This is a genomic window from Caulobacter sp. FV1ye13L (assembly GCF_058681155.1).
Genome location: NZ_CM178732.1, coordinates 3152263 through 3178157, shown reverse-complemented (window position 1 = coordinate 3178157; position 25895 = coordinate 3152263). Strand labels below are relative to the sequence as shown.

General features: G+C 65.3%; 25 protein-coding genes and 1 tRNA gene. 9 read left to right on the top strand and 17 right to left on the bottom strand.

Going from position 1 to position 25895, the window contains the following annotated elements; genetic code table 11:
* Positions 1 to 464: 464 nt before the first annotated feature.
* A complete protein-coding gene (gene eno / locus ACW176_RS15450; RefSeq protein WP_419255280.1) occupies positions 465 to 1745 on the bottom strand; it encodes a phosphopyruvate hydratase in 1281 nt (426 codons plus the stop codon).
* 110 nt (positions 1746 to 1855) lie between these two features.
* Here eno and ACW176_RS15445 point away from each other — a divergent pair, with 110 nt between their 5' ends.
* Positions 1856 to 2626, top strand: coding sequence for an enoyl-CoA hydratase (locus ACW176_RS15445; RefSeq protein WP_419317143.1), 771 nt, complete (start codon positions 1856 to 1858; stop codon positions 2624 to 2626).
* Positions 2627 to 2628: 2 nt separating this feature from the next.
* On the opposite strand, the gene ACW176_RS15440 is transcribed toward ACW176_RS15445, so the two are convergent.
* The 4 genes from ACW176_RS15440 to secG form a co-directional block, all read right to left on the bottom strand.
* Positions 2629 to 3537 carry a retroviral-like aspartic protease family protein gene (locus ACW176_RS15440; RefSeq protein WP_492109766.1) on the bottom strand — a complete coding sequence of 303 codons (909 nt, stop codon included), beginning with the start codon at positions 3535 to 3537 and terminating at the stop codon, positions 2629 to 2631.
* Between the two features lie 162 nt (positions 3538 to 3699).
* Positions 3700 to 3882: a 50S ribosomal protein L32 gene (rpmF, locus tag ACW176_RS15435; protein ID WP_007671126.1), complete on the bottom strand. Its 183-nt coding sequence runs from the start codon at positions 3880 to 3882 to the stop codon at positions 3700 to 3702.
* A gap of 115 nt (positions 3883 to 3997) precedes the next feature.
* A complete protein-coding gene (gene pyrG, locus ACW176_RS15430) occupies positions 3998 to 5650 on the bottom strand; it encodes a CTP synthase (protein WP_419317147.1) in 1653 nt (550 codons plus the stop codon).
* Positions 5651 to 5726: 76 nt separating this feature from the next.
* Positions 5727 to 6176: a preprotein translocase subunit SecG gene (secG, locus tag ACW176_RS15425; RefSeq protein WP_492109765.1), complete on the bottom strand. Its 450-nt coding sequence runs from the start codon at positions 6174 to 6176 to the stop codon at positions 5727 to 5729.
* A gap of 142 nt (positions 6177 to 6318) precedes the next feature.
* On the opposite strand from secG, the gene ACW176_RS15420 reads away from it, so the two are divergent.
* Positions 6319 to 6834, top strand: coding sequence for a GNAT family N-acetyltransferase (locus ACW176_RS15420; RefSeq protein WP_492109764.1), 516 nt, complete (start codon positions 6319 to 6321; stop codon positions 6832 to 6834).
* Positions 6835 to 6891: 57 nt separating this feature from the next.
* Here ACW176_RS15420 and ACW176_RS15415 read toward each other — a convergent pair whose 3' ends face one another.
* The 3 genes from ACW176_RS15415 to ACW176_RS15405 all read right to left on the bottom strand — a co-directional run bounded on the left by ACW176_RS15415 (position 6892) and on the right by ACW176_RS15405 (position 10637).
* Complete coding sequence (locus ACW176_RS15415) at positions 6892 to 8478, bottom strand: adenosine deaminase family protein (protein WP_492109763.1); 1587 nt, start codon at positions 8476 to 8478, stop codon at positions 6892 to 6894.
* A gap of 198 nt (positions 8479 to 8676) precedes the next feature.
* Positions 8677 to 9504 carry a phosphonoacetaldehyde hydrolase gene (gene phnX, locus ACW176_RS15410; protein WP_492109762.1) on the bottom strand — a complete coding sequence of 276 codons (828 nt, stop codon included), beginning with the start codon at positions 9502 to 9504 and terminating at the stop codon, positions 8677 to 8679.
* Positions 9501 to 10637, bottom strand: coding sequence for a TIGR03364 family FAD-dependent oxidoreductase (locus tag ACW176_RS15405; protein ID WP_492109761.1), 1137 nt, complete (start codon positions 10635 to 10637; stop codon positions 9501 to 9503). The genes phnX and ACW176_RS15405 overlap by 4 nt, the downstream gene beginning before the upstream one ends.
* Positions 10638 to 11159: 522 nt before the next feature.
* On the opposite strand from ACW176_RS15405, the gene ACW176_RS15400 reads away from it, so the two are divergent.
* Positions 11160 to 12455: a DUF5690 family protein gene (locus ACW176_RS15400; protein ID WP_492109760.1), complete on the top strand. Its 1296-nt coding sequence runs from the start codon at positions 11160 to 11162 to the stop codon at positions 12453 to 12455.
* A 181-nt stretch (positions 12456 to 12636) separates the two neighbouring features.
* Here ACW176_RS15400 and ACW176_RS15395 read toward each other — a convergent pair whose 3' ends face one another.
* The 6 genes from ACW176_RS15395 to ACW176_RS15370 form a co-directional block, all read right to left on the bottom strand.
* Positions 12637 to 14124, bottom strand: coding sequence for a CehA/McbA family metallohydrolase domain-containing protein (locus ACW176_RS15395; RefSeq protein ID WP_492111947.1), 1488 nt, complete (start codon positions 14122 to 14124; stop codon positions 12637 to 12639).
* Between the two features lie 152 nt (positions 14125 to 14276).
* Positions 14277 to 15083 carry an MBL fold metallo-hydrolase gene (locus tag ACW176_RS15390; RefSeq protein WP_492109759.1) on the bottom strand — a complete coding sequence of 269 codons (807 nt, stop codon included), beginning with the start codon at positions 15081 to 15083 and terminating at the stop codon, positions 14277 to 14279.
* Positions 15080 to 15868 carry a TatD family hydrolase gene (locus ACW176_RS15385; RefSeq protein WP_492109758.1) on the bottom strand — a complete coding sequence of 263 codons (789 nt, stop codon included), beginning with the start codon at positions 15866 to 15868 and terminating at the stop codon, positions 15080 to 15082. The genes ACW176_RS15390 and ACW176_RS15385 overlap by 4 nt, the downstream gene beginning before the upstream one ends.
* Positions 15865 to 16869, bottom strand: coding sequence for a DNA polymerase III subunit delta' (locus ACW176_RS15380; RefSeq protein WP_492109757.1), 1005 nt, complete (start codon positions 16867 to 16869; stop codon positions 15865 to 15867). Before ACW176_RS15380 ends, ACW176_RS15385 begins: the two co-directional genes overlap by 4 nt.
* 1 nt (position 16870) lies before the next feature.
* The gene (gene tmk / locus ACW176_RS15375; protein ID WP_492109756.1) at positions 16871 to 17497 is read right to left on the bottom strand and encodes a dTMP kinase; all 627 of its coding nucleotides are present in this window, start codon (positions 17495 to 17497) and stop codon (positions 16871 to 16873) included.
* A gap of 54 nt (positions 17498 to 17551) precedes the next feature.
* A complete protein-coding gene (locus ACW176_RS15370) occupies positions 17552 to 18412 on the bottom strand; it encodes a septal ring lytic transglycosylase RlpA family protein (protein WP_492111946.1) in 861 nt (286 codons plus the stop codon).
* A 158-nt stretch (positions 18413 to 18570) separates the two neighbouring features.
* Between ACW176_RS15370 and ACW176_RS15365 the strand changes: the two genes are divergently transcribed.
* From ACW176_RS15365 to ACW176_RS15350, 4 genes are all read left to right on the top strand, one after another.
* Positions 18571 to 18660: transfer RNA gene (locus ACW176_RS15365), tRNA-Ser, on the top strand.
* Between the two features lie 58 nt (positions 18661 to 18718).
* On the top strand, positions 18719 to 19630 hold the full coding sequence (locus tag ACW176_RS15360) for a class I SAM-dependent methyltransferase (RefSeq protein ID WP_492109755.1): 912 nt from the start codon (positions 18719 to 18721) through the stop codon (positions 19628 to 19630).
* Positions 19627 to 20367 (top strand): pseudouridine synthase, encoded by a 741-nt coding sequence (locus tag ACW176_RS15355; protein WP_492109754.1) that lies wholly within the window; start codon positions 19627 to 19629, stop codon positions 20365 to 20367. Before ACW176_RS15360 ends, ACW176_RS15355 begins: the two co-directional genes overlap by 4 nt.
* Positions 20360 to 20593, top strand: coding sequence for a sulfurtransferase TusA family protein (locus tag ACW176_RS15350; RefSeq protein WP_492109753.1), 234 nt, complete (start codon positions 20360 to 20362; stop codon positions 20591 to 20593). Before ACW176_RS15355 ends, ACW176_RS15350 begins: the two co-directional genes overlap by 8 nt.
* Here the strand turns inward: ACW176_RS15350 and ACW176_RS15345 are convergent.
* Both ACW176_RS15345 and ACW176_RS15340 read right to left on the bottom strand, forming a co-directional pair.
* Positions 20565 to 21512 (bottom strand): YihY/virulence factor BrkB family protein, encoded by a 948-nt coding sequence (locus ACW176_RS15345; protein ID WP_492109752.1) that lies wholly within the window; start codon positions 21510 to 21512, stop codon positions 20565 to 20567. The genes ACW176_RS15350 and ACW176_RS15345 overlap by 29 nt on opposite strands.
* Before the next feature lie 215 nt (positions 21513 to 21727).
* A complete protein-coding gene (locus tag ACW176_RS15340; protein ID WP_492109751.1) occupies positions 21728 to 22858 on the bottom strand; it encodes a CaiB/BaiF CoA transferase family protein in 1131 nt (376 codons plus the stop codon).
* A gap of 265 nt (positions 22859 to 23123) precedes the next feature.
* On the opposite strand from ACW176_RS15340, the gene ACW176_RS15335 reads away from it, so the two are divergent.
* Both ACW176_RS15335 and ACW176_RS15330 read left to right on the top strand, forming a co-directional pair.
* On the top strand, positions 23124 to 24449 hold the full coding sequence (locus ACW176_RS15335; protein ID WP_492109750.1) for a diguanylate cyclase domain-containing protein: 1326 nt from the start codon (positions 23124 to 23126) through the stop codon (positions 24447 to 24449).
* An 8-nt stretch (positions 24450 to 24457) separates the two neighbouring features.
* Complete coding sequence (locus tag ACW176_RS15330; RefSeq protein ID WP_492109749.1) at positions 24458 to 25096, top strand: DsbA family oxidoreductase; 639 nt, start codon at positions 24458 to 24460, stop codon at positions 25094 to 25096.
* Here the strand turns inward: ACW176_RS15330 and ACW176_RS15325 are convergent.
* The gene (locus ACW176_RS15325; RefSeq protein ID WP_492109748.1) at positions 25093 to 25854 is read right to left on the bottom strand and encodes an isocitrate lyase/PEP mutase family protein; all 762 of its coding nucleotides are present in this window, start codon (positions 25852 to 25854) and stop codon (positions 25093 to 25095) included. The two genes, ACW176_RS15330 and ACW176_RS15325, sit on opposite strands and share 4 nt — an antisense overlap.
* Positions 25855 to 25895 lie beyond the last annotated feature (41 nt).

Here is a 25895-nt window from a genome sequence, read left to right as displayed (position 1 = left end):
CACGAAGTGCGTCTGCGTTCTGAGGACCGCCCCCACCCGATGCTTTCATTTGAGATCGTTTCACCGGCATCTAGATACCGCATCGCAGCGCTTATTTCGCACCCGCGAAGACAAGCGTTACGCCGCCGGAGCCCTTCCGGGAGGGGCTTATAGAAAAAATGAGAGCGTCTGATCCGGGGCACCTCCTGCAGACGGCGTGCTGACCGCTTGCGCCCGAGAATCGCCATCCTTGGCCGGCGGGCTGATCACTGCCCTGAACACGACCATCTTCAGAACCCTCTGAGAGGGAGGACACGGCTGGATAGCTATCGTCGCGCGCTTTCGGTCCGGGCCATGTGACAGGCGCCGGAGGGCGGCTCGGCGGGCGATCCCGCCTGTCGCGCCATCACGGGCTATGGCGTCAAGGAAAAGGCGCAGCTCCTGTCCGAAGCCGCGCCCTCCTGAAGTTCACGCTTTAGGGTCGATCAACGACCCTTGAGAGCCGATCGCCCCGCATAGACGGCCTGATCGTCCAGCATCTGCTCGATGCGCAGCAGTTGATTGTACTTGGCCAGCCGGTCCGAACGGGCCAGCGAGCCGGTCTTGATCTGCCCGCAGTTCAGCGCGACCGCGAGATCGGCGATGGTCGAGTCCTCGGTCTCGCCCGAGCGGTGGCTCATCACGCTGGTATAGCCAGCACGGTGAGCCAGATCGACGGCGTCGATGGTTTCCGACAGCGTGCCGATCTGATTGACCTTCACCAGGATCGAATTGGCCAGGCCCTTGTCCAGGCCCATCTGGAGGCGCTTGGGGTTGGTCACAAACAGGTCGTCACCGACCAGCTGAACCTTTTTGCCCAAGGCTTCGGTCAGCAGCTTCCAGCCCTCGAAATCGTCCTCGGACATGCCGTCCTCGATCGACAGGATCGGGAACTTGGCGGCCAGGCCAGCCAGGTAGTCGACCATTCCGGCGGGATCCAGGCTCTTGCCCTCGCCTTCCAGCTCGTACTTGCCGTTCTTGAAGAACTCGGTGGCGGCGACGTCGAGGCCCAGGACGAAATCATCACCCGCCTTGTAGCCTGCGGCCTCACCGGCCTTGACGATAAACGCCAGGGCGTCTTCAGCCGAACCGAGGTTGGGCGCGAAGCCGCCTTCGTCGCCCACGTTGGTGTTGTGGCCGGCGTCCTTCAAAGCCTTCTTCAGGCCATGGAAGATCTCGGCGCCCATGCGCAGGGCTTCGCTGAAGCTGGCCGCGCCGGTCGGCAGGATCATGAATTCCTGGATGTCGATCGGATTATCGGCGTGGGCGCCGCCGTTGATGATGTTCATCATCGGCAGCGGCAGCACGCGCGAATTGACGCCCCCGACGTACTTGTAGAGCGGCAAACCAGCGGACTCGGCGGCGGCCTTGGCGGCCGCCAGCGAAACACCCAGGATCGCATTCGCGCCCAGGCGCGCCTTGTTCGGGGTGCCGTCCAGATCGATCAGGAGATTGTCGAGCCGGCGCTGGTCTTCGGCATCGACGCCGGAAAGGGCGTCGAAGATCTCGCCATTCACGGCGTCAACGGCTTGCAAAACGCCCTTGCCTAGATAGCGGCTCTTGTCGCCATCGCGCTTCTCGACCGCTTCGTGAGCACCGGTGGAGGCGCCCGAGGGCACGGCGGCGCGGCCAAAGGCGCCGTCTTCCAGGATCACGTCGACCTCAACCGTCGGGTTGCCCCGGCTATCGAGAATTTCGCGGGCGATGATGTCGACGATCTCGGTCATGGCAGCTCCTCAAGGCGAAAGGCGCGGGACCCTTAGCCGCGACCGCGCTGCGGCGCAACTTGACTTCCCTCGGGATGACGACTGATCGTTGGTCATAAGAGGAGTACGCCATGCTGACCGTCGAGAAGAGCGGCCCGATCGCCATTGTCACCCTGAACCGACCAGAGGCCATGAACGCCCTGTCCAAGGCCCTGCGGGCCATGCTGCATACCGTCATGTTCGAGCTGGACGCCGACCCGGCGATCAGTGTGGTCGTGCTGACCGGCGCCGGCGAGAAGGCCTTCACCGCCGGACTGGATCTCAAGGAGCTGGGCAGCGACCCAAGGGCGATGAGTGCGGCCAATGACCAGGGCGCGGAAACCAATCCGGTGAAAGCGATCGAGTTGTGTCGCAAGCCGGTCATCGGCGCGATCAATGGGGTCGCCATCACCGGCGGCTTCGAACTGGCGCTGGCCTGCGATGTGCTGATCGCATCCGAGAACGCCCGTTTCGCCGACACCCACGCCCGGGTCGGGATCATGCCTGGCTGGGGGCTGTCGCAAAAGCTGTCGCGCCTGATCGGGATCTATCGCGCCAAGGAGCTTTCACTGACCGGCAATTTCATTGATGCCACGACCGCGGCGGAATGGGGTCTGGTCAATCGTGTGGTTCCGGCCGCCGAGTTGATGCCGACCGCGCTCAAGCTTGCAGCCGACATGGCGTCGATCCCGGTGGAGACCCTGTCATTCTACAAGAGCCTGATCGACGACGGCTTTGACCGCTCCTTCCGCAAGGGCCTCGAAATCGAGCATGAGCGTTCCAGCGCCCACAATCGCAAAGTCACACCCGCGGCGGTAGAGGCCAGGCGCGCCCAGATCCAGGCCCGGGGACGCAGCCAATAGGATCAGGCGCTGAGGATGCGGGGCGGTGTCATCCCGCCGATGCGGAACAATACCCGCCCCGCGCCGAAATCGAGCTCGACCCTTGAAAACAGTCTCAGGATATCGACGCCCAGCAGCAAGGCCGGCCGATCATTGAGTCTCCAGATATCGAAAATGTGGAGGTCGGCGAAGGCGATCGGCACATTGGTCATGCGCAGATCGCCCAGCGTCAGGGATGGCGCGATGCGGTACTCGCCGACGGAAATCTCACCGGACGCCGTCAACAACCGGGCTGGCCTCACATCGTCATGACGGCGCCGGCGGGTGGCAATGGCGCGGGACAAGGCCATGTTACCGATGCTGACCCCGCCGCCAGAGTCGATAAAGGCCAGGGCCTTGGCCCCAGCCACCCTGCAGTCGGCGACCGTAAGGCGGCCAAAGCGATCATCCGCCATGACCGAGACCTCGCGGGGCAACCGGACGAAATCGAGGGACGAGCGGCTGCGGCGAATCTCCAGCTTCCGCGTGCGGAAGTCCATGATCACGTTGCGGCCCTCCAGGATATCGACGCCCAGCAGGCCGTCGGCGCCGACGCGTTCAGGCGGCAGGACGGGAAGATTGACGCCGGAGAGCCGCGTATCGCCGACAACAAGTTCGCCAACCCTGGCGGTACGAGTGAGCTGCGAACCGCCCACCCCGTGAACCAGCACATTGGGCCCCTGGGCCAGGCCCAGTCGATCGGCCAACGGCGCGGACAGAACACTGCGATCCGCACCGCTATCGACCACGAAGTCGAACGGTCCCTGGCCATTGACCCTCACCGGGACGGTCAGGCGATCGTCGAGGTCGAGAGAGGCATCGAGGATCAGGACAGGTTCAGGCGGCGGCGTGAGCGCCCGCTCAGGCTGCTCAGCCAGAGCGACTTGAGGCAAAAACGACAGCCCCAGTCCCGCCGCTAAAATTCGGCGTGTGAGCATGGGCGGACCTCCCGTGGTCCGCTCAGAATAACACCGTTTTTAGACAGCCATGACGAAAAACGCCGCCGGGGCGAACCCTGGCGGCGTCTTCGAATTCACAGCCGTGAAGGAGAGACCTTAGTCTTCCTTGGGGGTGAGGATTTGCTTGCCGTTGTACAGACCCGTCTTCAGGTCGACGTGGTGCGGGCGACGCAGTTCGCCCGAGTCCTTGTCTTCCACGAAGGAGTTTGCGCCCAAGGCGTGGTGCGACCGGCGCATGTTCCGGCGAGAAGGCGAAGTTTTTCTTTTGGGAACGGCCATCGAAGTGACTCTGCGCGCTGAGCGTGAAAATTAGAGACGGCGACTCGGGATAACCCAAGCCGCCGTGTGAGGGCGCGCTTATGCCTGAATCTCTTCAGACATGCAACACGCCTGTTCAGACCAGTCTGCCCTGCTCCTTGGCGGCCGCGATGAAGCTCGCAAACAGCGGGTGCGGGGCGAACGGACGGCTCTTCAGTTCCGGGTGGAACTGAACGCCGATGAACCACGGATGGTCCTCGCGTTCGACGATTTCGGGCAGCACGCCGTCAGGCGAACGACCGGTCAGCTTCAGTCCGGACTCCTCCATCCGGTGGCTGTAGCCGATATTGACCTCGTAGCGGTGCCTGTGGCGCTCGCTGATGGCCGTGTCGCCGTAGATCTGGGCCACCTTGCTGCCGGGCGTCAGAACCGCGTCGAACGCCCCCAGGCGCATGGTGCCGCCCAGGTCGTCGCCAGAGCGTCGCTGGACGGTCTCGTTGCCCTTGATCCACTCGGTCATGATCCCGACGACCGGACGGTCGGTGGGGCCAAATTCACTGGACGAGGCGTCCTTGATGCCGGCCACGTTCCGCAGGGTCTCGATGACCGCCATCTGCATGCCAAAACAGATGCCGAAATACGGCACCTTGCGTTCGCGGGCGAACTGGGCGGCGCGGATCTTGCCCTCCGCCCCCCGCTCGCCAAAGCCGCCGGGCACCATGATGGCGTGGGCATTCTCCAGGCGAGCCGCAGCCGCACCGGGATCGCCCTCGAAGGTCTCGCTCTCGACCCAGTCGAGATTGACCTTCACCCTGTTGGCCAGGCCGCCATGATGCAGCGCTTCGATAAGCGACTTATAGGCGTCTTTCAGGACGGTATATTTGCCGACCACGGCGATGGTCACTTCGCCATCGGGGTGATTGACGGTCTCCTCGATCGCTTCCCAGCGGCTCAGGTCCGGCTTGGGCGCGTCTTGCAGGCCGAAGACGTCCAGCACCTCCGCATCGAGCCCCTCGTGGTGGTAGTCGATCGGCACAGAATAGATCGACGAGCTATCCATGGCCTGGATAACGGCGCTGGGCCGCACGTTGCAGAACTGCGCGATCTTGCGCTTTTCCTCGACCGGGATTTCCTGCTCGCAGCGGCACAGCAGGATGTCGGGCTGGATGCCGATCGAGCGCAACTCCTTGACGGAGTGCTGGGTCGGCTTGGTCTTCATCTCGCCGGCCGTCTTGATGAACGGCAGCAAGGTCAGGTGGACATAGCAGCTCTGGCCGCGCGGCAGGTCCTGGCGCAGCTGGCGGATCGCCTCGAAGAACGGCAGCCCCTCGATATCGCCGACCGTGCCGCCGATCTCGACCAGCACGAAGTCGACAGGCTTCTCGCCCGTCTCGTCCATGGCGGGCGACAGCACGAACTGCTTGATCTCGTTGGTGACGTGCGGAATCACCTGGACGGTCGCGCCCAGATAGTCGCCGCGGCGCTCCTTCTCGATGATCGTCTTGTAGATCTGGCCGGTGGTGATGTTGTCGGCCTTGGTCGCCGAAACGCCGGTGAAGCGCTCATAGTGGCCAAGGTCGAGGTCCGTCTCGGCGCCGTCGTCGGTCACAAAGACCTCGCCATGCTGATACGGGCTCATCGTGCCGGGATCGACGTTGAGGTAAGGGTCGAGCTTACGAAGGCGGACCTTGTAGCCACGAGCCTGGAGGAGCGCTCCGAGCGCTGCGGAGGCGAGGCCTTTTCCAAGCGAGGAAACCACGCCGCCGGTGATGAAGATGTACCGGGTCATGGGCGCTCAGATTACTCGCGATTCGGCGATCGCGTCGAAAAGACCGACGTTCATCAACAGCTTTCGCTGCAAACGCTTACTGGGCCGGGGTTTGGGCAGGGGCCGGAACCGGCGCGGAAGGCTGCGCGGGGGCCGGTTGCGAAGTCAGCGGCTGGTTGATGCTGGGGGTCGGGGCCTGGATGGCGCCCGGCCGGGCGGTCCCGGGGGCCTGGCCGACGGGCGCCGGCGGCGTGATCGGCGCGTTCAGCGTCTTGGTGTCCAGGCTGTCGATGTTGAGGCGATCCACGGCCGAGGCACCGCCCATGCGGCCGGTCAGGATGGTCAGGACCAGGCTGATCACCAGGAAAATGGAGAACAGGATCCAGGTGATCCTCGTCAGCAGGTCGCCCGCGCCGCGCGCCGTCATGAAGCCGGTGTTGCCACCTCCCATGCCCAGAGCGCCCCCCTCCGAACGCTGCAGCAGAACCACGCCGATCAGGCCGAGGCAGACGACGATGTTGATGGCGAGCAGGATGCCGATGAGCATGAGTAAACTGATCTCGATCCGGGCGACGGGACGTTCCGCCGTGAAAAACGAAGCGGCCCCTCTACCACTAGCGGCGCGCTCACGCCATAGCTGGGAAGGACGCCCGTCAACTCAAGACCTCAGCGCGAAGCCAAAACCCTAAATGATCCTTGAAACCGAGCGACTGACCCTGGCGCCGCTGACACCGTCGGATGCGCCGCACGTCTATCCGTTCCTCAGCGATCCCGAGGTCATGGCCCACTGGGATCAGGCCCCGATCGATGACCCTGAAGAGGTCGAGGCCTGCGTTATCGCCCAGGTCGCCGAAATGGACGAGGGCAAGGCCCATTACTGGGCGATCCGCCAGTCGAAAACCGATGCCTTCCTGGGCTATTGCGAACTGATTGATATTGATAAACGGCATCATCGCGCAGAGCTGCGGTTCATGGTCGCCCGCGATGGCTGGGGCCAGGGCTATGGCCTGGAGGCCGTTAGCGCACTACTGGCCCACGCCGCGTCGATCGGCCTCAAGCGACTGATCGCCCGAACCCATGTGGGAGACACCCGCGCCGAGCGTCTTCTGGAGCGGCTGGGCTTCGAGCCCGAAGGCTATCTCAAGGGCCATATACATCGCGACGGTGAACGGCGTGACTGCAGGCTGTTTGGATTGCTGCTTTAGGTGACAAGCACGCAGCGTCGGCGCCTAGGTCCAAACCGAAACCTCGAGAACAGAATTCTACTGCGCGCGCTTTAGCGTAAATCCAGATTTTGAGCGGCTCGGGCCCTGGCGATTGCTGAACGAACGCTCGAAAGTTTCGAAATCCTGCTCGAGCCTCCACTGCGCCGTCGCCTTGACGCTTTGGGCCAGGAACGCGTCACAAGCCTCTCCGGTCTCTGCGCAGGCCTGAACGCGAACACCCTTCGAGATCCAGAGGCTGGCACCGGGCAGGAACGCGTACTCAAGACTGTCGCGGGCTATGCCCTTGAGATCAGTATAGCGCAGGCCATGCTCAGTGGCGGCCCGCAGGTACTCGTGCGTCATGTCGATGCGCGAGACGCCTTCGTCGTCGGTCGACAACACCACAGGCACCCCGGCCTTACGATAGAGGGCGATGGGGTGATCGGCGCCCTTTACGCCCAGGATGACGTCGTTGCTGGTCAGGTTGATCTCTACCGCCACGCGATCGCGGGCCATGCGCGCCAGGAGCTCCTCAGCGTCGTCCTCGTAGGCAATATCCACACCATGGCCAATCCGCTTGGCGCCGGCGACCTCGACGGCTTCGCGGATGTGGAAAGTGAGGTCGCGGGGCGGGACCAGGCCCAGGGTCAGTTCGCCAGCGTGCAGGGACAGCGGCACCTTGGGATAGCGGGCGGCCAGGAACCTGAACATCCGCATATGCAGCGAATAGTCGGCCAGCGAGATCGGGTCGTCCTCGGGATTGACGATGTTGACCCCTACGAAGCGAGGGTCGGCCTCGACAAGGGCGAAGGCCGCCAGCATCTGGGCAAAGACAAAGCCCGGCGGCTGGGCCCGCTCGACGAAAGGCTGAAAGCCAAGCATCACGCCGCATGGCCCCACCTTGGCGGCAACGCCCGGTGCGCAGCCCTGGCGTCGGTCGGCATCGGCGAGAGCGGCGTCCATCTCACGCCCAACCTCTGCGACCATGGGCGCAAGTCCGGGCGCCAGTCGCGCGAAAGCGCCCTCGAAATCGCCGTTCCAATCAGCCTGTCCCGCGACGGCGAAGGCCCGCATGGCGTTTGGATTGGCAGAGCTCTCGACATAGATGACACGATCACCGGCGGCATAGTCTCGGGTCACCGTGATCATCGGCCCCATATTGCTTACGGCTGACGCAGCGAACCTGCCAAAGGTCGAAAAGAACTGGTCATGGCCGGAAGCCGCCGCCCCTTCAGCGCCGGGCACGTAGTTGCGCATCGACAAGGCGTCTATCGCCCGGTTGTAGAGGGCCGGATCGCGCCGCCCCAGATCCTTGGCCGAAGTCCTTCCCGGACCGTCGCAGGGCCTCGTCACGATCTCCGGTTTCGCGCCGGTGGTCAGGCACTGGCCACCCGCGCCGGCCCAGGCCAGGAAATCCTCTGCGTAGGGCGCGCCCCACAAGTGGTTGTGCAGGTCGCCGCCCTTGGGCATGTTTTTCAGGAACAGGCGCAGCTGCGCGCGATCGTGGGCGACGGCGTTGAATTGCACGGCCGCCTTGCCTTCGATTGACGTCGCGGACGCGGCCCAGGTGGCCGTCGCGGCCAGAAGCCCATTGACCAAGACCACACTCAACAGGGCCCCACGTCGCGCCTTGTCCGCCCTCATCGTCCACGCTCCTTAGTTTCACATCCTTCCCACTGTGATTTGCCCCGACTGGCAAACGCACAATCCTGCCGGGGACGCCAAATGGCGCGACGGCGGCCAATGAGCGACCAGGCTCATCGTCGCTTGCTCGACGAATTCAGTTGGAGGCAGCGCCGATAGGACGCCTCAGGGCTGCGTTTGTCCCTGATCCTAGCGGGCTCAAGGCAGAACGCGCTTGGCCGGCGTCTCGCCGGCGGCGATCCTCGCCGCGATGTCATCCAAGACCGGGCCCAGATCGGCTACGCTCTCGACCACATAGTGCGCTCCTGACCTTCCGAGCGCCTGCGCAGCGGCGGCGATACGCCGATCGCGCTCACCCTGCGAAAGCGCGGCAAGCGCCTCTCGGGAAAGACCCACTCCATTGCCGGAAGCCGATAGGCCCACCACCCAGGCTCCCGCAGCGAGTCCTTCGTCAATGCCCACTGTGGCGTCATCGATCTTGACGCACGCACCGGCTGGCCAGGCGCCCAATTCGACCAGAGCCTTCCACATCATCAAAGGCGAGGGGCGCCCTTCCCTCGTCTCGCCAGCGCAAACGACGACGTCGGGCGAGTAGCCCTGCTCGGCGGCCAATGGCAGAATATCGGCCATCATGGCTCGGGTGTAGCCCGTGCATGAGCCGATCCGGACGCCATCCGATCTTAGCCGCGCGCTCAACTCGGCTGCGCCTGGAATAAGTAGCGCCGCGTCACGGGCCGCCGCTCGCATCATCGGCTCCACCGCGTCGTGCAGGCGCGAAACATCGTCCTCGGTCGCGGGAACGCCGTGCGCCTCCCGCCAGCACCCGGCGATGCGCGGCATGGCGAGCAGGGCGCGAATATGATCGCGCTTTGCCTTGCCCATGTCGATCCGGGCCTCGGCGTCGGTGATCTTCACGGCGTTGTCGCCAAATACCTGGATCAGCGCCACAACCGGCGCCCGACACCCAAAGTCGATCACGGTGCCGGCCCAGTCAAAGACAACCGCCTTGATAGCGTTCAGCGTCATGTCAGGTCTCCAGCTTCGAGGTCGTAGAGGTCGGCGATGACATCCTGAGCCAGGGCAAACGCCGTGGAGGCCCCGGTTCCGCTCGTGACCGTCACCAGACGGACGCCGCTCATCGGCGCTTCCACCAGGCTATGGCCGTGTCCAGACGCATAGGTCCCCGTCCAACGTTCGACGACCGACGGCGCGACCTGACCAAACACTGCGGCGAACTCATCGAGGATCAGCCGGTCGACATGCTCGTGGCTGAAGGGGTCTGGTGTCGCCGCATAGTGGTGGCTGTCGCCGACCACCAGCGAGCCATCAGCGCTTTGCACCACGATCAGATGCACGCCGTTCGCCAGGTGCTCGGGTTGCTCCGCCTGAAGTCGCTCCAGCAGCGCCCCAGCCTGGGGCAGAGCCGAATAGCCCAGATAGCGCACCAGGCTGAGGTCGGACATCACCGGCGACGGCAACCGCCACCCCGGATCGGCAAGCCGAAGCATCTGCAGCTTGCAGCGTGTGACCGCAGCCCCGGCGAAAGCGCCCGGAAACAGCGTGCTGAGGTCATCGCCCGGACAGACCACGATGGTGTCGGCGAGAATGTCACCGGCTCCCGTTTCCAGTCGTCCCGTCTCGACGCCGTACACAGCCACCCCGCGCAGAAAGGTCACGCCGTGAGCCGTCTCAAGCCAATGGGCCAGGCGCGGGATTGCCTCGCGAGACTCGATGCGAAGATCCCCGGTGCTGGTCAAGGCTCCCTGCCCGCTCGCGCTGGCTGGGAGTCGGCCGTCAAACCGACCGGCATCGAGCCAGTCGCAGCCTTCGGCCATCTCGGTCTCAAGGAAGGCCTGCAGGACCGCCTTGGCCTCAGGGCGTCGAGCGAGAACGGTCAGGCCGCGCTGAACAATCGGGATACCGGCGGCGGCGGCCACCTCGTCCCAAACGGCGCTAGACCGCCGCGCGCGCGACCAGACTTCGCCCCGCGCCTGGCCCGTGACCGTCACAAAGCCGAAATTGCGCACAGACGCGCCGTTCGCCTGGGAGTCGCGGTCGACGATGACCACGCGCTTGCCCAGCCGGACGGCCGCCAAGGCGTGAGCGAGTCCCACAATGCCCGCACCGACTACGGCCAGATCGAATTTTTCCTGCCGCATGGTTACCTTTTGCCTCCAAGGGGACGCCCTGGATCACGAGCGAACGACTCAGCCAGATTAGGGGCTGCCGACGCGATTTTCGCTGCCCGGAACAGGCGCAGCGCCAGCCGCACCTCGCCAGAAACATCGCTAAAACAATGACAGCGCCAGAATCTGCCCGCCGTTTGGTATAGACCAATTGCGCTGCTATTTCGACGAATTTTTCGTGAAGTTCCCGCTATGGCCCTGCGGGCTCGCCGAGGGTCTGATCCAGTTACTTGACCACATGCGCCTTGGTTCTCATCCTCCCGTTCAACAGGATTCGAGCATCGGCCCGACCAGGTCACGCATTAGCGGGAGACGCTTCATTTTCTCGCAGGCGCGGCGATACGGGAGGTAAAGTTGGGCCCTCCACGCTCAGCCCTCGCGCCCACGAGCCAAGACGCCTTAAGAACAATCTCGACATAGCCCCGCTCCAAAGGCGAACGTCACCGAACCGCCACGAAATTGGTATAGACCAAACTCTATATCGGGGGATTTTCAATGACGATTTCGCCACGCTGGCTTGAGCGAGCGCACCCGTTCGCCTTCACGCTCTTCGCCGGTCTGGCCGGTTTCTGCGCCTACTTCTCGATGTACGCCTTCCGGAAGCCGTTTGCGGCCGCGACGTTCGGGGCCGTCGACGGATGGGCGTTCGTCCTAGACTACAAGATAGCCTTGGTGCTGGCCCAGGTCGCCGGATATGCGATCTCAAAGATGATCGGGATAAAGGTCATTTCCGAGATCTCGCCCGCGCGGCGGGGACAGGCGATCCTGGCGTTGATCGGTCTGTCCTGGCTGGCCTTGGTCCTGTTCGCGGTCACGCCTGCCCCGTGGAACGTCGGAGCCCTGTTTCTGAACGGCCTGCCGCTCGGCATGATCTGGGGCCTGGTGTTTGGCTACATGGAGGGCCGGCGGACATCGGAGGTGCTGGGCGCGATCCTGTGCGCCAGCTTTATCCTGTCCTCTGGCGTTGTGAAGTCGGTCGGCAAGTGGCTGATGGTCGAGCACCACCTCACGCCCTTCTGGATGCCCGCCGCCACCGGCGTGCTCTTCATGCCGCTTCTGGCGGTATCGGTCTGGGCCCTGACCCAACTCCCCCCGCCCAGCGCCGACGATGAGGCCGCGCGCGTTCGACGGCAGCCGATGGACAAGGACCAGCGTCGGGCCTTCATGGCCGCCTATGGCCCCGGCGTGGTGCTGCTGGTTCTGGCCTATGTTTTGCTGACCGCGTTCCGCGATTTCCGCGACAACTTCGCCGCCGAGATCTGGAGCGCCATGGGCTTTGGCGGGGCCTCGAGCGTCTTCACCGCCAGCGAATTGCCCGTCGCGGCCATCGCCTTGGTGGTCATGGCCGCCGTGATCGTGGTTCGCGACAATCTCCGGGCGCTGCTGGTCATGCACGCGGTGATCCTGGCCGGCTTCGTGCTGCTGGGCGGGTCCACCCTGGCTTTCCAGGCCCACCTGCTGTCGCCACTGACCTGGATGATCCTGACGGGCGCCGGCCTCTACATGGCCTACACGCCTTTCAACGCGATGCTGTTTGATCGGATGATCGCCTTCAGCGGCCAGGTCGGCACTGCAGGCTTCCTGATCTATCTGGCTGACGCGTCGGGCTATCTGGGAAGCGTCGCCCTGCTGGTCTGGCGCAATTTCGCGATGGTCGATCTGGACTGGCTGCGATTCTTCACCGCCAGCGCCTATGCCACCAGTATCGTCGGCATCGTCTGCACTGCCGCTGCAGCGGTGTTCTTCAAGGTCACGGCCGCCGGCTCCCGCGATCAACAGGCCCGATCATAGAGGGCGTCGTCCGGGGTCAACTGACGGTCGCCTGACCAGCAGCATGGCCGGAACACCGACAGCTTCTTTGCCGGAGGCTGTCGCGGCGATTGCGCTGACGCTGGCGTCGGACTGAGGACCTCTGTGACGGAGCGCTACGAAAGCGCTTCACCGCGCTTGGGTATCGTTCCGCGGGCGCGGCTCACCGGACGGTGATGAAGACAGGGTTGGCGTAGAACCACAGGTCGGACCAGGGGTCTTCTCCCAGCGGATCCGGTTGCGGCTCGACCTCAGAACCGTTCGTGCCCCTCACGCGAACATAGCTGGATCGCCGAACGTCCTTCAGCACATAGGTCATGGACAGAACCTCACGCTCCCGCGCCCAGGCGCCGGGCGAGAAGCTGCGGATGACCCGGGTGGTCGGGTTGGAATCCCGGTTACGATCCGCCGTCGGTCCCTGGACGTCGCCCTGGATGAGGTCGATCCGCGCGACATCGGGCGAATGGCCGCCGAAATTCTTGCCCGCCGGGTCGCGTACACGGATGATGACCGTCACGTCGCTGCCAGGGTCAACCTCCAGCCGTCCGCCGATCTCGGCCCGTCGAGCGCCATCGGCCGTCGTGGCGGTCACCTCCACCTCGGAGACCAGATCCCCCAGGGTCACGAAAACCCGGCCGTGGCGCAGACCGTCCAGGACGTCGTCATAGGTGTGCTCGGCCTTGACGTAGGTCTTGGAATATTCGCCGGGCCAGAAGTCGCTGCCGCCGTCCGTATAGTGTCGGTGGGAGTCCGAGGTGGAGGTGATCCACCAGCGACGCCCCTCGCCCAGCATGGAGTCCCAGAAACCGCCCAGCCGCGCCGTCATCTGGTCGAAGCCGCCCATGGTTGGCGCTCGCGAATAGCCACCCCGATCACCCTTGGGATCGATGGCGCCATCCGGCTTCAGACTGGTGGCCTGGTGTCCGGGCGCGCCTTCCATGCCCACGGCGACCTCGGGCGCTGTGTCGTTCCAGGCGCGCAGTTCAGACGGTGACACCAGACCATAGCGGCCGACCCCGGTGGCGGAGCGGGACGGATGATTGGCGATGACGACGGGTGGCTGAGGCAGCGCCTGCATGTGGCGCAGGGCGTCCAGCATGAACGCCTCCTCGTCGCGGGCGGGATCCGCCGGCCAGGGCTCACGCCGATTGTACCGGCTCTCTATCCCGAACAGCACGTCGCGTTCCGAAGCTGACCGGGGAAGGATCAGGCTGGAATGCTCGGCTGCAGGGGTGTCGAGTTCCATGCCCCAGAACTGCAGCAGTTCAGGGGTCATGCGCCGGGCCCGGAGCAGTTCGGGATAGGCTTCGTCCCGGTTCAGTTTCGAATGGTTGGGCCCGCCATGGTCGGTCGCGACCATCCAGGACAGGCCGTGCCTGACGGCCATGCTGGCGTTGGTCGTGATGGGATTGCTGGCGTCGCCGGCCTTGATCAGCTCTGGCGGTTGGGAAGGATCGGACGCCGGCTTGACCCCAACGCTGAACCAGCTGTGGACGTGGTGGTCGCCAGCCAGCCATCGTCGGTTCTGAGGGTCCACGGGTCGGTGGGATTGCGCCTTGGGCGCCACCGGCCGGACGGCGTGGCCAGGGTGGGCTTGCAACGGAGATTGCGGCGTCGCGATCAGGCCAAGAAGGAAAGGTACGACCTTCAAGGCCCGGGCGCGCGGACCACCATGAACAGGCAGAACAGGTTTTTGCATGGGCTCGCCTTAGCGATGAATTGCAACACTTCCATCGCAGGCGCCAGAACGAGCGGCGAGTGCATTCCACGCGTCGAAAGCGGACCGCGTGGAACCGCAGGCGGCTAGATGACCACGCGCATGCCGTCGAACGCAGGCTCTACGCCGACGGGTAGCTTCGACGACAACTGATTGAAGTCCAGATCGATATGAAGGTTCGTCAGGATCGCGCGGCGCGGCTTGGCGCGGGCAATCCATTCAAGGGTCCGATCGACATGGGCGTGGGTCGGATGCGGCGTCCAGCGCAGGGCGTCAACGATCCAGACATCCAGGTTCGTCAATGCGGGCCAACTCTCCTCGGGAATGGCCACCACATCGGGCGTATAGGCCACGCCGCCGAACCGGAATCCGACAGATCGGATATTGCCATGATCGAGGTCAAAGCTCTGGACCGGAATCTCACCGCTCGGCCCGTCCAGGCTCCAGGCTACGCCGTGTGACGGCAATGGTCTGGGCTCGCATATGGCCGGATATCCGCCTTGCGTTTCAAACACATACTCGAAGCGACGGATCAGCCCGGCATGCGTGGCTTCATCCATATAGGTCGGGATCTTCCGACGTTGATTGAGGAAGAATGGCCTCAGATCGTCGATCCCGTGCGCCTGGTCGGCATGGTCGTGAGTAAAGAGTGCTGCGTCCATGCGCCGAGCGCCGGCCGCTACGGCCTGGAGACGAAAATCAGGCGACGTATCGACGACGACGGTCGTCTCGGAGAGCGGGCCGCCTTCCCCCTTCCGACGGACAAGGAGCGAGCAGCGCGTTCGCAGATTGCGCGGGTCAGCCGGATCGCAATCGCCCCAATCACCGTCGGCTCGCGGCACGCCGCCAGAGGAGCCTGAACCCAAAATCGTGAATTCCAGCTGGCCCGTCATGGCCGCGGTATCGTGTCGAACAGGGCGAAGAAGGCGTCCTCCGTGCGCGCTTCGGTCTCGGCGCGCGCCCAGCCGCGAATATCGCCAAGTTTGTCAACGATATGGGGAAGATAGGCCGGCTCATTGCGACGGCCGCGCATCGGCACGGGCGCGAGGTAGGGGCAGTCGGTCTCAACGATGATCCTGTCAGCGGGCATGTCGCGAATGATCGCCCTGACCTCCTCAGCCGCCTTGAACGTGGCGATGCCGGAAACGGAGAACCAGGCGCCCAGGGCCGCCGCGCGGGCCGCAAGTTCGGGACCGCTGGTGTAGCAGTGCATCAGCAGCTTGAACGCGCCCCGCGCATGCTCCTCTTCGAGGATCTGCGCCATGGTTTCGTCGGCTTCGCGGGTGTGCACGACCAGCGGCAGGCCTGTCTGACGGGCGGCGGCGGCGTGGGTGCGAAACACCTGGGCCTGCACATCGCGGGGTGAGAAGTCGTAGTGGAAATCCAGGCCGCATTCACCGATGCCGATGACGCGCGGCCGGCTGGCCAGCGAGACCAGAGCCTCGACCGAAAGGTCAGGGTTTTCCTTGGCTTCGTGTGGATGGGTGCCGACCGTGCACCAGATGTCGGGCTCGGCCATGGCGATGGCGTGGACCGCTTCGAATGACGAAACCTTGTCGCAGATGGTGACCATCAGGCCGATCCCGGCTTCGCGGGCGCGGGCGATCACCGCGTCGCGGTCTTCGTCATACTGGTGGGCGTGGAGATTGACGTGGCTGTCGATGAGCATGCGGCTCACATCGCCGTCCTGGCCGCTGCGCGCAAGTCCGAGATGGCGCTCCAGAAAACATCGGCGCGATCCAGGTTGATGGCCTCGGCTTCCCCGGGCCAGCGCGACAGGCGCTCCCAGACAGCAGCCCAACGATCCAGAGCAGGCGAAGACCCGGTCGTCGCCAGGCGGGTGGTCATGGCGTGAACCTGATCGGCCAGGCGTTCGAACAGCAGTTCGAAGCGCGCGGCGCCCTCTCCGCCGCGAAAGGTGTCGGCCATGGCCAGCAAGGCGCCTTCGTCAATGGCGGGCAGGCCTCGCAGAATCTCGCTGGCGGCGTCGTCCATAGCCAGAGCGCCGCAGGAAGCCAGTTGCAGCGCCCTGCCCGGCGCGCCATGCGCCATGCGGGCCAGGCGCTCAGCGTCTCGATGCGCCAGCCCAGCCCGTTGCTCGACCATGCTCGTCGCCGCCTCCACGCCCGGTGCGGGCACAACAAGTCGGCGGCAGCGCGAGCGGATCGTCGGCAGCAGCTTGCCGGGCGCATGGCTGATCAACAGGATCACACCCCGCGCGGGCGGTTCCTCAAGCGTCTTGAGCACCGCATTGGCGGCGTTGACGTTCAGATCGTCGGCGGCGTCGATGATCGCCACGCGATAGGGCGAGATCGCAGGCGAGTTGGCGAAGAACTCGGGCAAGCGCCGCGCCTCGTCGACCGGGATGGACTTGCGCGCCTTGCCGTCGTCGGTGGCGCGCTCCAGCACCATAAGATCAGGATGTGACCGGGCGGCGACCTGTCGGCTGACCACATCAGAGGGGGCCGCGCCGAGCAGGCCGTGGGAAGGGTCGGGCTGCGCGCCCAGCAGGCGCCGGGCCATGCGATAGGCCAGGGTCGCCTTTCCTACACCCTCGGGGCCCACCAGCAGCCAGGCGTGATGCAGACGCCCGCGCCCCAGAGCGTCAAGGAAAGACGCTTCGGCCGCCCCGAGACCGTCTAGCCCATAGACATCGCGTGGGTGCGGAGGCGCATCCATTTCAGAGGCTCAGGCGGGTCGAAACCACGTCCCACACCGACTCGAACACCAGGTCAGGCGTGCCGTTGGCGTCGATCACGGCGCAACGCCCGGGCTCCTTCTGGGCGATCGCCAGAAATCCGGCCCGCAGACGCTCATGAAAATCCAGCCCCTTGGACTCAAATCGCGCCGCGCCGCCGCGTGACACCGCACGATCGAGGCCAATCGTGGCGGGAATATCAAAGATCAGGGTCAGATCAGGGATGGAGCCGGCCAGGACGTGATCCTCAAGCGCCGCGATCAGGGAAGCCGGGGCATCTCCGCCAGCGCCCTGATAGGCGCGAGTGGAGTCGGCGAAGCGGTCGCATAGCACCATCGCCCCGCGATCCAGGGCCGGACGGATGACCCGCTCCAGATGATCCCGGCGGGCGGCGTACATGAGAAGCGTTTCTGTCACGGGCGACCAGCGGTCGGCGTCGCCGTTCACCAGAAGGTCGCGGATCGTCTCGGCGCCAGGGCTGCCGCCCGGTTCGCGGGTCAGCACAACGTCAAAGCCGGCCGCTGTCAGGCGGTCGGCCAAGCGACGGATCTGGGTCGACTTTCCAGCCCCCTCCCCGCCTTCAAAACTGATGAATGATCCGCGCATCACCCGCCTCAATTCGGCCGGATCGCGTCGATTGTCCAGTGGCCTCGCGCCACCCCATCAGGGACGCAGGACGGTGGCCCCGGAATAGCCCAGCGCCGCCACGCGATCCCGCAGAGACCAGGCCTGGAGCTCATCTTCGCCGGCCGAAACGGTGACGCGATAAAGCGTACCGCTGGCGCGCTCAAGCGGTTCGATTGTCGCCCGTCCTGCGGTCTTCAGCTGCGCCACGGCGCGCTCGGCGTTCTCGCGGCTGGAGAAGGATCCGGCCTGGACCTTGAAGGCGGTCTGCCGTGCGGGAATGATCTGGGTGGGGATCGGCGGCGGCTCTGCGGGCCAGACCGGCTCAGCATCCTGCCTTGGCGGCTCCCGGCGCGGCGGAGGTGGAGGCGGCGCGGGCGCCTGGGCGTACTGGCGCCCATCAAATGACGATTTTGGCGCTGGGCCCACATAACGCACCCGCACCCGGGCCACACCCTGACGACGATAGCCAAGCTGATCGGCGGCGGCGCGCGACAGGTCGATGACGCGATCACCCACGAACGGGCCGCGATCATTGACACGCAGCACCATCCTGCGGCCGTTATCGAGATTGGTCACCTCGACCAGGCTGGGCAACGGCAAGGTCTTGTGCGCCGCCGAGACGGCGTCCATGTCGAAGATCTCGCCGTTGGCCGTGCGCCGGTTATGGAACTGCTCGCCGTACCAGGAGCCAATACCCTTGACGTCATAGTCAGGGTCGGCCTGGGGATAATACCAGATCCCCTTGATCTGATAGGGCTTCTCGGTTCCTCTCAAGGGCTTTCCGGATGGCGACACCATGGGTCCGCGCGGCGAGGAGGACACGTGCCTGTTGCTGTCGATCCTAGTGTCCAGGCGCGGCTTGGGCGTGGAACAGGCGGTCAGGCTGGCGGCCGCCATAGCCACCAGGCCGGCGCTCCTCAGGACGCGCCAAAGATGCTGATCCACAACCATGCTGACGTCTTTCCGACGCGGGCGAGCCCTTCCGAACTTTCAGCATGCATCAGTTGTTTTGCAGTCTGGTTAAGGCGGGGGCGCGCTGATATAGCCGCCGCTCCGGACAGATGGCCGAGTGGTTTAAGGCAGCGGTCTTGAAAACCGCCGTAGGTGAAAGTCTACCGTGGGTTCGAATCCCACTCTGTCCGCCACACCCTCTCCGCCGCGCTGGACCCGCAGGATCTGGCGCGGCGGAAGTCCAGGATTCCAATGTCTACAGCTCGCACCGCGTTCTACGGCCTGGCCGATCACGATCTGGCGCCTGTCGCCGCGGACGCGATCCAGGTCTCCCCCATGGTGATCGGAGCAACGGATCTGGCTTCGATCCCGGATCAGTCACTGGACGCTTTCGCGATTCGCGCGCCGGCTGGCGTGGTCGAGCGCCGGTTCGTTCTTGCCCATGCGCTACGGACCCTGGCCATCGACGGCCGCCTTACGGCGTTCGGGCCCAAGGATCGCGGCGGACTGCGACTGAAGAAGGAGCTTGAGGCCTTCGGTTGCGTGGTCGGCGAAAGCTCCAAGAAACATAATCGCATCTGCGTCGCGCTTCGCCCCGCTGAACCCGTCGGGCTTGAAGCCGCCATCGAGGCGGGAGCGCCGCGCCGCGCCTCCGACGACCTGTGGACGCAGCCAGGCGTCTTCAGTTGGGATCGGCTGGATCCCGGCACCGATCTGCTCCTGAAAACCTTGCCGCCGCTTTCCGGCGTCGGCGCCGATTTTGGCTGCGGCATCGGCTGGCTGGCCCGCAGCGTTCTGGCCTCGCCGAAAGTCACCAAACTGACGCTGGTCGATCTGGATCGCCGGGCCATCGACGCAGCCTGCCGCAATATCGAAGACCCGCGTGCGGAGTTCGTCTGGGACGATGTCCGCCAGGCCGCCACATCGTTGGACAAGCTGGACTTCGTCGTCACCAATCCGCCGTTCCATGAAACCGGCGGTGAGGATCGCTCACTGGGGCAGGCCTTCATCAAGACAGCCGCCGCCAGCCTGCGCAAAGGCGGCGACCTCTGGCTGGTGGCCAATCGCCACCTTCCCTACGAAGCGATCCTGAACGAGCATTTCGCCAAGGTCCGGCTGGCCGGCGAGACCAACGGCTATAAGGTCTACGAGGCCCGCAAGTGACCAAGGCCCTGATGGCGCGGCTGGACAGGCTGCTGGCCAATCTGGGCTATGGCAGCCGCAAGGACGTCCAAGCGCTGATCTCCAGCGGCAAGGTCGTGCTGGACGGAAAGATTCTGAAGGACGTCGGGACCAAGGTCGCCGTCACCCCTGATCTCCCGGAACGCATGACCATCCGGGGCGCGCCGGTCGATCCGCCCGCGCCACTGGTGCTGCTGATGCACAAGCCACTGGGCGTGGTCTGCTCGCACAAGGAAGACGGGGAGCGCATCTATGACCTGCTTCCCCGTCGCTGGCGCATTCGGGATCCGGGCCTCTCGACCGTGGGGCGGCTCGACAAGGACACTTCCGGCCTGATTCTGATCACCGATGATGGCGACTATCTGCATCGGGTGATCTCGCCCAAACGTCATGTGCCCAAGACCTATCTGGCGACGCTCGACCGCCCCTTGAGTGGGCTGGAGGGCGCGCTGTTCGCTGCGGGCGAACTGATGCTGGACGGCGAGGAAAAGCCCCTGCTGCCGGCGGACCTGGCTGTGATCGATCCCCATCATGCTCGCCTGACCATTACAGAGGGTCGCTACCATCAGGTGCGGCGCATGTTTGCGGCTGTCGGCAACCATGTGGTCGAGCTCCACAGGGAGCGGATCGGTGGTCTGGTCCTGCCCGCCGACCTTGCGTCGGGACAGCACCGGATCCTGACTGCCGACGAGGCCGAGCGGGTCTTTGGTGATGAGTAATCCCGTCCTCGTTGACGCCCGGGGACATCGCTGCCCCGTGCCGACCCTGCGCTTGAGGCGCGCCCTGGAAGCTGCGCCGGCGGGCAGTGAGGTGCGACTGATCGCCGATGATCCGCTGGCGCGTATCGACGTTCCACACTTCGCCGCCAGTATCGGCGCGACGGTTGTCGCGATCACCGATGAAGACGCCGGGGCGATCAGCTTTCTGGTGCAGAAGGCGTCTTGAGCGTCACGCCTAGCGGTCCCTCAACAAGGGCGCGGGGACGTTCATCCAGAGCGATCTCCACCTCGGTGGCCAGGGCGCCGCCCAGGAAGATGGCGTTCACGCTCCACGACAGCCAGATCAGGAAAATGATCACCGCCGAGATCGAGCCGTAGGTGGCGCCCAACTGGGCGACCTTGTCGACATAGAAGGCGCTGGCGGAGGACATGAACAGGCAAAGGACCGCCGCGGCGACGCCGCCCGCAGTCGACGCCCGCCAGCCGACAGGCGCGCGCGACATGGCGTAGCGGTAGATCAGCGTCATGCCGATCACGACGCCCAGGCTGGCCCAGGTCCACTCGCTCTGGACCCACGGAACGCCCTCGAGCGGGCGCAGATGAAGCGCGCTTCCGAGCAGCCGGAAGATCAGAAAAATGCCGGACATCACGAACAACAGACCAAAGGCGGCGATCAGCACGAACAGGGCCATAAGGTTGAAGCCGACGAATCCGCGCTGGTCTTCCTCGTCATGAATGAACGAGAGACCGGCCAACAGGGCCTTGAAGCCGCGATGGGCGGCATAGGCGCCGATGACCAGGACGACCGCGCTCTGGGCCGAAACGGCCTGTTCGGGTGCGTGGGCGATGCGGGTGAGTTCGCTCTCGAACATCGCTCGCGCGCCCGACGGCATCAATTCGGCAAGGTTTTCCGCCTGTGCGGCGGCCTGCTGCTGCGTCAGCAGAAGGCTGTAGAGGCCGATGAGAATCGCCAGGCCAGGAAAGACCGCAAGCAGGGCGAAGAACGATACGCCGCCGACATACAGCATGACATCGCGCCCCCAGATCCGAGCCAGGGCAAGGCCCAGAACGCGCAGGACCTCGCGCGCCCAGTGAATCGGGTCCAGATCCAGGTCGCGCCATCGGATGGGTTGGGGGTCTTGCATCGGCCGGAACCTGCCCGCGCTCTTCTCCCGGCGCAACCCCGCGGCCGTAACGACAAAGACGCGCCGCCTCAGGAAAGGCGACGCGTCTCCGCAGGACAAGCCTGAAACCGAACGCCACATCGAGGGACGGATGGCGCAACGCCCGGTACCTGATCAAACTAGGGACCGGCGGCTGAACCGACGCTGAACGACGACAATAGCCTGGCAGACAGCTTTCAGAGTGCGCCGCTGGTCTTCAGGTTTGCGATCGCCTCGGCGGAAAAGCCCCAGTCCGCCAGTGCGGTGTCGTTGTCGCCCCCAACCGAGGGCGGAGGACCCTGTATCTTTCCCGGTGTCGCCGAGAAACGCGGCGCGGGCGCTGGTTGCACCACGCCAGCCACCTCGACGAAGGTTTCTCGAGCCGCGTTGTGAGCGTGCGCAGGCGCTTCCGCCATCGACAGGACCGGCGCGAAACAGACGTCCGTGCCATCCATCAGGTCGCACCATTCATCGCGAGTCTTGGTGCGGATCACGGCGGCGAGCTTGTCTCGCAGCTCCGGCCACTCCTCGCGGCTCATCTGGTGCTGGAACTGCGGATCGGTGATGCCGGTCTTTTCCAGCAACAGCAGATAGAACTGCGGCTCGATCGATCCGATCGAGATCCAGCCGCCATCGCTGCATTGATAGGTGTCATAGAAGTGCGCGCCGCCGTCGAGCAGATTGGACCGGCGCCCCTCACTCCACATGCCGCCCGCCTTGAAGCCGTAGAACATGGCCATCAGCGAGGCTGCGCCATCACTCATGGCGCAATCGATCGTCTGGCCCTGCCCCGTCGCCCGGGCATGGATCACGCCGGCCAGCAGGCCAAACGCCAGATAGAGCGCGCCGCCGCCGAAGTCGCCAACCAGGTTCAGGGGCGGGACCGGCTTTTCCGTCGTGCCAATGGCGTCCAACGCCCCGGTGATGGCGATGTAGTTCATGTCGTGGCCGGCAGCCTTGGCGTAGGGACCAAACTGCCCCCATCCGGTCATGCGGCCGTAGACGAGCTTGGGATTGCGCGCCAGCGCCACATCCGGGCCAAGGCCCAGGCGCTCCATGACGCCCGGCCGGAAGCCCTCGATCAGGCCATCAGCGCTCTCAAGCAGTTTTAGACACGTCTCGATGGAGGCGGGATTTTTCAGGTCCAGCGCCACAGACCGGCGACCGCGCGCGGTGACATCGGCCGGCGATCCCCCTCGTCCCTGCCCCTTCCGGTCGATCCGGATCACGTCAGCGCCAAGGTCGGACAGCAGCATGCCGCAGAACGGACCGGGACCGATGCCCGCGAACTCCACGATCTTCAGTCCTGAAAGTGGCCCCTGGCCCATGGTGGTCTCCTCATCGACTCTTCAGCGCAGCCGTTGGATCGACTAGAAAGGTCCTGACGTTCGGTCATGCAAGCGGCTGTTGGCGCCGGGGCTCGGAGATCACGTGCGGGGCGACATCGCGCATGGCGATTGTCCAAAAGCAATTTGCCCACACCGGCGCGACGTTGCGTCCCTATCACCCGTGAGCGCCTCTGCTATGTTGCGGCGTCGAATCCCGACGGTCGAGTGCGGCCGGCGTCAGTTGGATTTCGGGCGGAGGTAGAGTGTGGCGGTTGACGCCCGAATCCTGATCGTGGCGCGCGACGATCTGCGCGCCGGCCCCCTGGCTGAGGGGCTGGACCGGCTTGGCTGGCGGACCATCACCGCGCGTGGGCCCTATGCCGCCCTCGCAGCGCTTGGCGACCTGCCGATCGAGGCCGTGATCGTCGACCTCGCCAGTGCGGGTCCCGACACCCAGTCGCTCGCCCGTCGCCTCAAGGCCGCTGTCGCGCCGCGCCGCCTTCCCGTGATCGCCATCGGCGAACTCGACGGCGGACAGCACAGCCAGGCCTTCGACCTGACGCTTTCGCCGCCGCTGCATCCGTCCCAGGCGGCCCTGCGTCTGGAGTCTCTGGTTCGTACAGCTATCGCCGAAGAGGAGTTCGAGTTGCGCCTCGAAACCTTCGGCGAGCGCGGTCGCCGGATGGACCTGCCGGAACCCCAGCCCTCGCCATTCCGCATCCTGGCGGTCGGTGAGCCAGCCCCGCAGTTCCTTGCGCTTTCCAACGCCCTCAAGCGCAGCGGCGCGGAAGTCGTGGGCGCCTTCACGGCCTATACGGCGTTCGACTACCTGCACGAGCGCGCCTTCGATTCCGTCGTGCTTTGGGCCGGCGACAACCAGCAGGAAGCCCTGTCGATCGCGGCCGGCATGCGTCGCAACACGCGCCTCTTCCATATTCCGGCCATGCTGTATCTGAAGGCCGAAAGCTACGTGACCATGTCGGAGGCCTTCCACCGGGGCGTTTCCGACGTCGCGTCGCCGGAGACGCCGGAGGTCGAAACCGCGCGCCGGGTGATGGAACTGGCCAGAAACTACCGGCGTGGCGAGTCGATCCGTGGGGCCCTGGAAAAGGCCCGCAGTTCTGGTCTGATGGACGCCGCCACCGGCCTCTTCACGCGCGATCTGTTCGCCGCCCACCTGGCCCGCCTGACGGCCGCTGCGCGGGAGCGCTCCCGTCCGTTGTCCATCTGCGTCCTGCGGGTCGCCGACAAGCCCGAGACCGTCTGGGCGCGTCAGAATGGCTGGCTGGACCGCGCCATACCCCAGATCGGCTCGATGGTCGGCCGCCTTGTCCGCGTCGAGGACACCGCCGCCCGCCTGGCGCCGGAGGTCTTCGCCCTGGCCCTGCCCGCCACTAACCAGGACGCCGCGCGCGCTGCGGCCGAGCGGATCGCCGCGGTCATCGGCTGCACCGCCTTTGACGCCGGCGAGGACCGGCCGCCGTTCGTCTGCGAATTCGACATCGGCGTCTCCCAGATCGAAGCCGGCGAAGGGCCGGTCAAGGCGCTGGAGCGGGCCGCCGCCCGGGCCCTGCAGCGCGAAGCCAGCTGAGACCCGCGATGAACCAGCCGATGATCGTGGACGTTGTCGCCGACGTTGTCTGTCCGTGGTGCTATCTGGGCTGGCGGCGCGTGAAGGCTGCGATGGCTCTGCGGCCCGATATCGAGGCCAAGCTTGTTTGGCGGCCCTATCAGCTGGATCCCACGCTCCCCGAGGAAGGCGTCGACCGCAAGGCCTATATGGCCAGCAAGTTCAAGGATCCGGAACGCCTGACGGCCGTGCATGAGGCGCTGGTCTCTGGCGGCGCCGATGACGGAATCACGTTCAATTTCGCCGTCATCGAAAAATCCCCCAATACCAACGCCGCTCATCGGTTGATCCGCTGGGCCCTGACCGCCGGCGTCCAGGACGCGGTGGTCGAGGCCCTGTTCGCCGCCTATTTCACGGAAGGCCGCGATATCGGCGACCCCATGGTGCTGGCCGATATCGCTGAAGCTGCCGGCATGGAGCGGCTGGTCGTTCTGCAACTGCTGTCCGAGGGCGCCGACCGGGAGTCGGTGACCCGCGAGCATTCCATGGCGGTGCAGGGCGGCGTCACCGGCGTGCCCTATGTGATCTTCGGCGGCAAGGTCGCGGTCGTCGGCGCGGAATCTCCTGAACGGATCGCCGAAGCCATCGATCAGGCGGTGCGCGCCTAAGGCAGCCTGCCCTCTTCGGCCAACATCTTGGCCGCGACGTCAAACCCCGCCCAAGCGGCCCCGGCCAGAGCGGCGCCGACGCTCACCCGACGCACGCCAACGTCGGCAAGAGGCTGAACGGCTTGACCCGGCCAGGCCATCAGGACGTTCACAGGCCTAGGCGAGACGGCCTTGACGATCTCGGCGACCGAGGCGACGCCGATCACCCCGGGGGCGTACAGGCAGTCGGCGCCGGCCTCGGCATAGGCCACAAGACGGTCGATGGTCGCCGACAGGTCCTTGCGCCCGATCAGGAAACCTTCCGTCCGCCCCACCAGAATCACATCCTCACCACTGGCGTCGATCGCCGCTCGCGCCGCCCTGATCCGCTCTATCGCAAGCGTCGGCTCGTAGAGGTCACGGCCGATACGATCCTCGATGGACAGGCCGGCGATCCCCGTGGCGATGGCCAGCCGAACGCTTTCGGCCACCCCTTCGGGTTCATCCGCGAAACCGGCTTCGAAGTCGGCATTCACCGGCAGATCCGTCGCGGCGCAGAGCATGCCCAGATGGGCCAGCACCTGATCCCGCGTCAGCCCGCCATCGTCCTGCCCCAAGGCCCAGGCCGCCCCGGCGCTGGTAGACGCCAGAGCCGTGAAGCCGAGCCTTTCGAGACGCTTGGCGCTTCCGGCGTCCCATGGATTGGGCAGGATGAAACAGCCGTCCTCATGCAAGGAGCGAAAGGCGGCGCGGCGGGCGGCGAGTTGGGGCGACGACATCAAATCCTCCGGGACCCGTCAGAGATAGTGCCTCATGGTGA

Bases quoted from the DNA above. Each gene is read 5' to 3' on its own strand.
- ACW176_RS15325 (WP_492109748.1), bottom strand. From the start codon at position 25,854: ATGTCGTCGCCCCAACTCGCCGCCCGCCGCGCCGCCTTTCGCTCCTTG.
- ACW176_RS15340 (WP_492109751.1), bottom strand. From the start codon at position 22,858: ATGGGCCAGGGGCCACTTTCAGGACTGAAGATCGTGGAGTTCGCGGGC.
- ACW176_RS15400 (WP_492109760.1), top strand. From the start codon at position 11,160: ATGACGATTTCGCCACGCTGGCTTGAGCGAGCGCACCCGTTCGCCTTC.
- ACW176_RS15370 (WP_492111946.1), bottom strand. From the start codon at position 18,412: ATGGCGGCCGCCAGCCTGACCGCCTGTTCCACGCCCAAGCCGCGCCTG.
- rpmF (WP_007671126.1), bottom strand. From the start codon at position 3,882: ATGGCCGTTCCCAAAAGAAAAACTTCGCCTTCTCGCCGGAACATGCGC.
- phnX (WP_492109762.1), bottom strand. From the start codon at position 9,504: ATGACGCTGAACGCTATCAAGGCGGTTGTCTTTGACTGGGCCGGCACC.
- secG (WP_492109765.1), bottom strand. From the start codon at position 6,176: ATGCTCATCGGCATCCTGCTCGCCATCAACATCGTCGTCTGCCTCGGC.
- ACW176_RS15330 (WP_492109749.1), top strand. From the start codon at position 24,458: ATGAACCAGCCGATGATCGTGGACGTTGTCGCCGACGTTGTCTGTCCG.
- ACW176_RS15345 (WP_492109752.1), bottom strand. From the start codon at position 21,512: ATGCAAGACCCCCAACCCATCCGATGGCGCGACCTGGATCTGGACCCG.
- ACW176_RS15405 (WP_492109761.1), bottom strand. From the start codon at position 10,637: ATGCGGCAGGAAAAATTCGATCTGGCCGTAGTCGGTGCGGGCATTGTG.
- pyrG (WP_419317147.1), bottom strand. From the start codon at position 5,650: ATGACCCGGTACATCTTCATCACCGGCGGCGTGGTTTCCTCGCTTGGA.
- ACW176_RS15445 (WP_419317143.1), top strand. From the start codon at position 1,856: ATGCTGACCGTCGAGAAGAGCGGCCCGATCGCCATTGTCACCCTGAAC.
- eno (WP_419255280.1), bottom strand. From the start codon at position 1,745: ATGACCGAGATCGTCGACATCATCGCCCGCGAAATTCTCGATAGCCGG.
- ACW176_RS15420 (WP_492109764.1), top strand. From the start codon at position 6,319: ATGATCCTTGAAACCGAGCGACTGACCCTGGCGCCGCTGACACCGTCG.
- ACW176_RS15390 (WP_492109759.1), bottom strand. From the start codon at position 15,083: ATGACGGGCCAGCTGGAATTCACGATTTTGGGTTCAGGCTCCTCTGGC.
- ACW176_RS15380 (WP_492109757.1), bottom strand. From the start codon at position 16,869: ATGGATGCGCCTCCGCACCCACGCGATGTCTATGGGCTAGACGGTCTC.
- ACW176_RS15415 (WP_492109763.1), bottom strand. From the start codon at position 8,478: ATGAGGGCGGACAAGGCGCGACGTGGGGCCCTGTTGAGTGTGGTCTTG.
- ACW176_RS15360 (WP_492109755.1), top strand. From the start codon at position 18,719: ATGTCTACAGCTCGCACCGCGTTCTACGGCCTGGCCGATCACGATCTG.
- ACW176_RS15350 (WP_492109753.1), top strand. From the start codon at position 20,360: ATGAGTAATCCCGTCCTCGTTGACGCCCGGGGACATCGCTGCCCCGTG.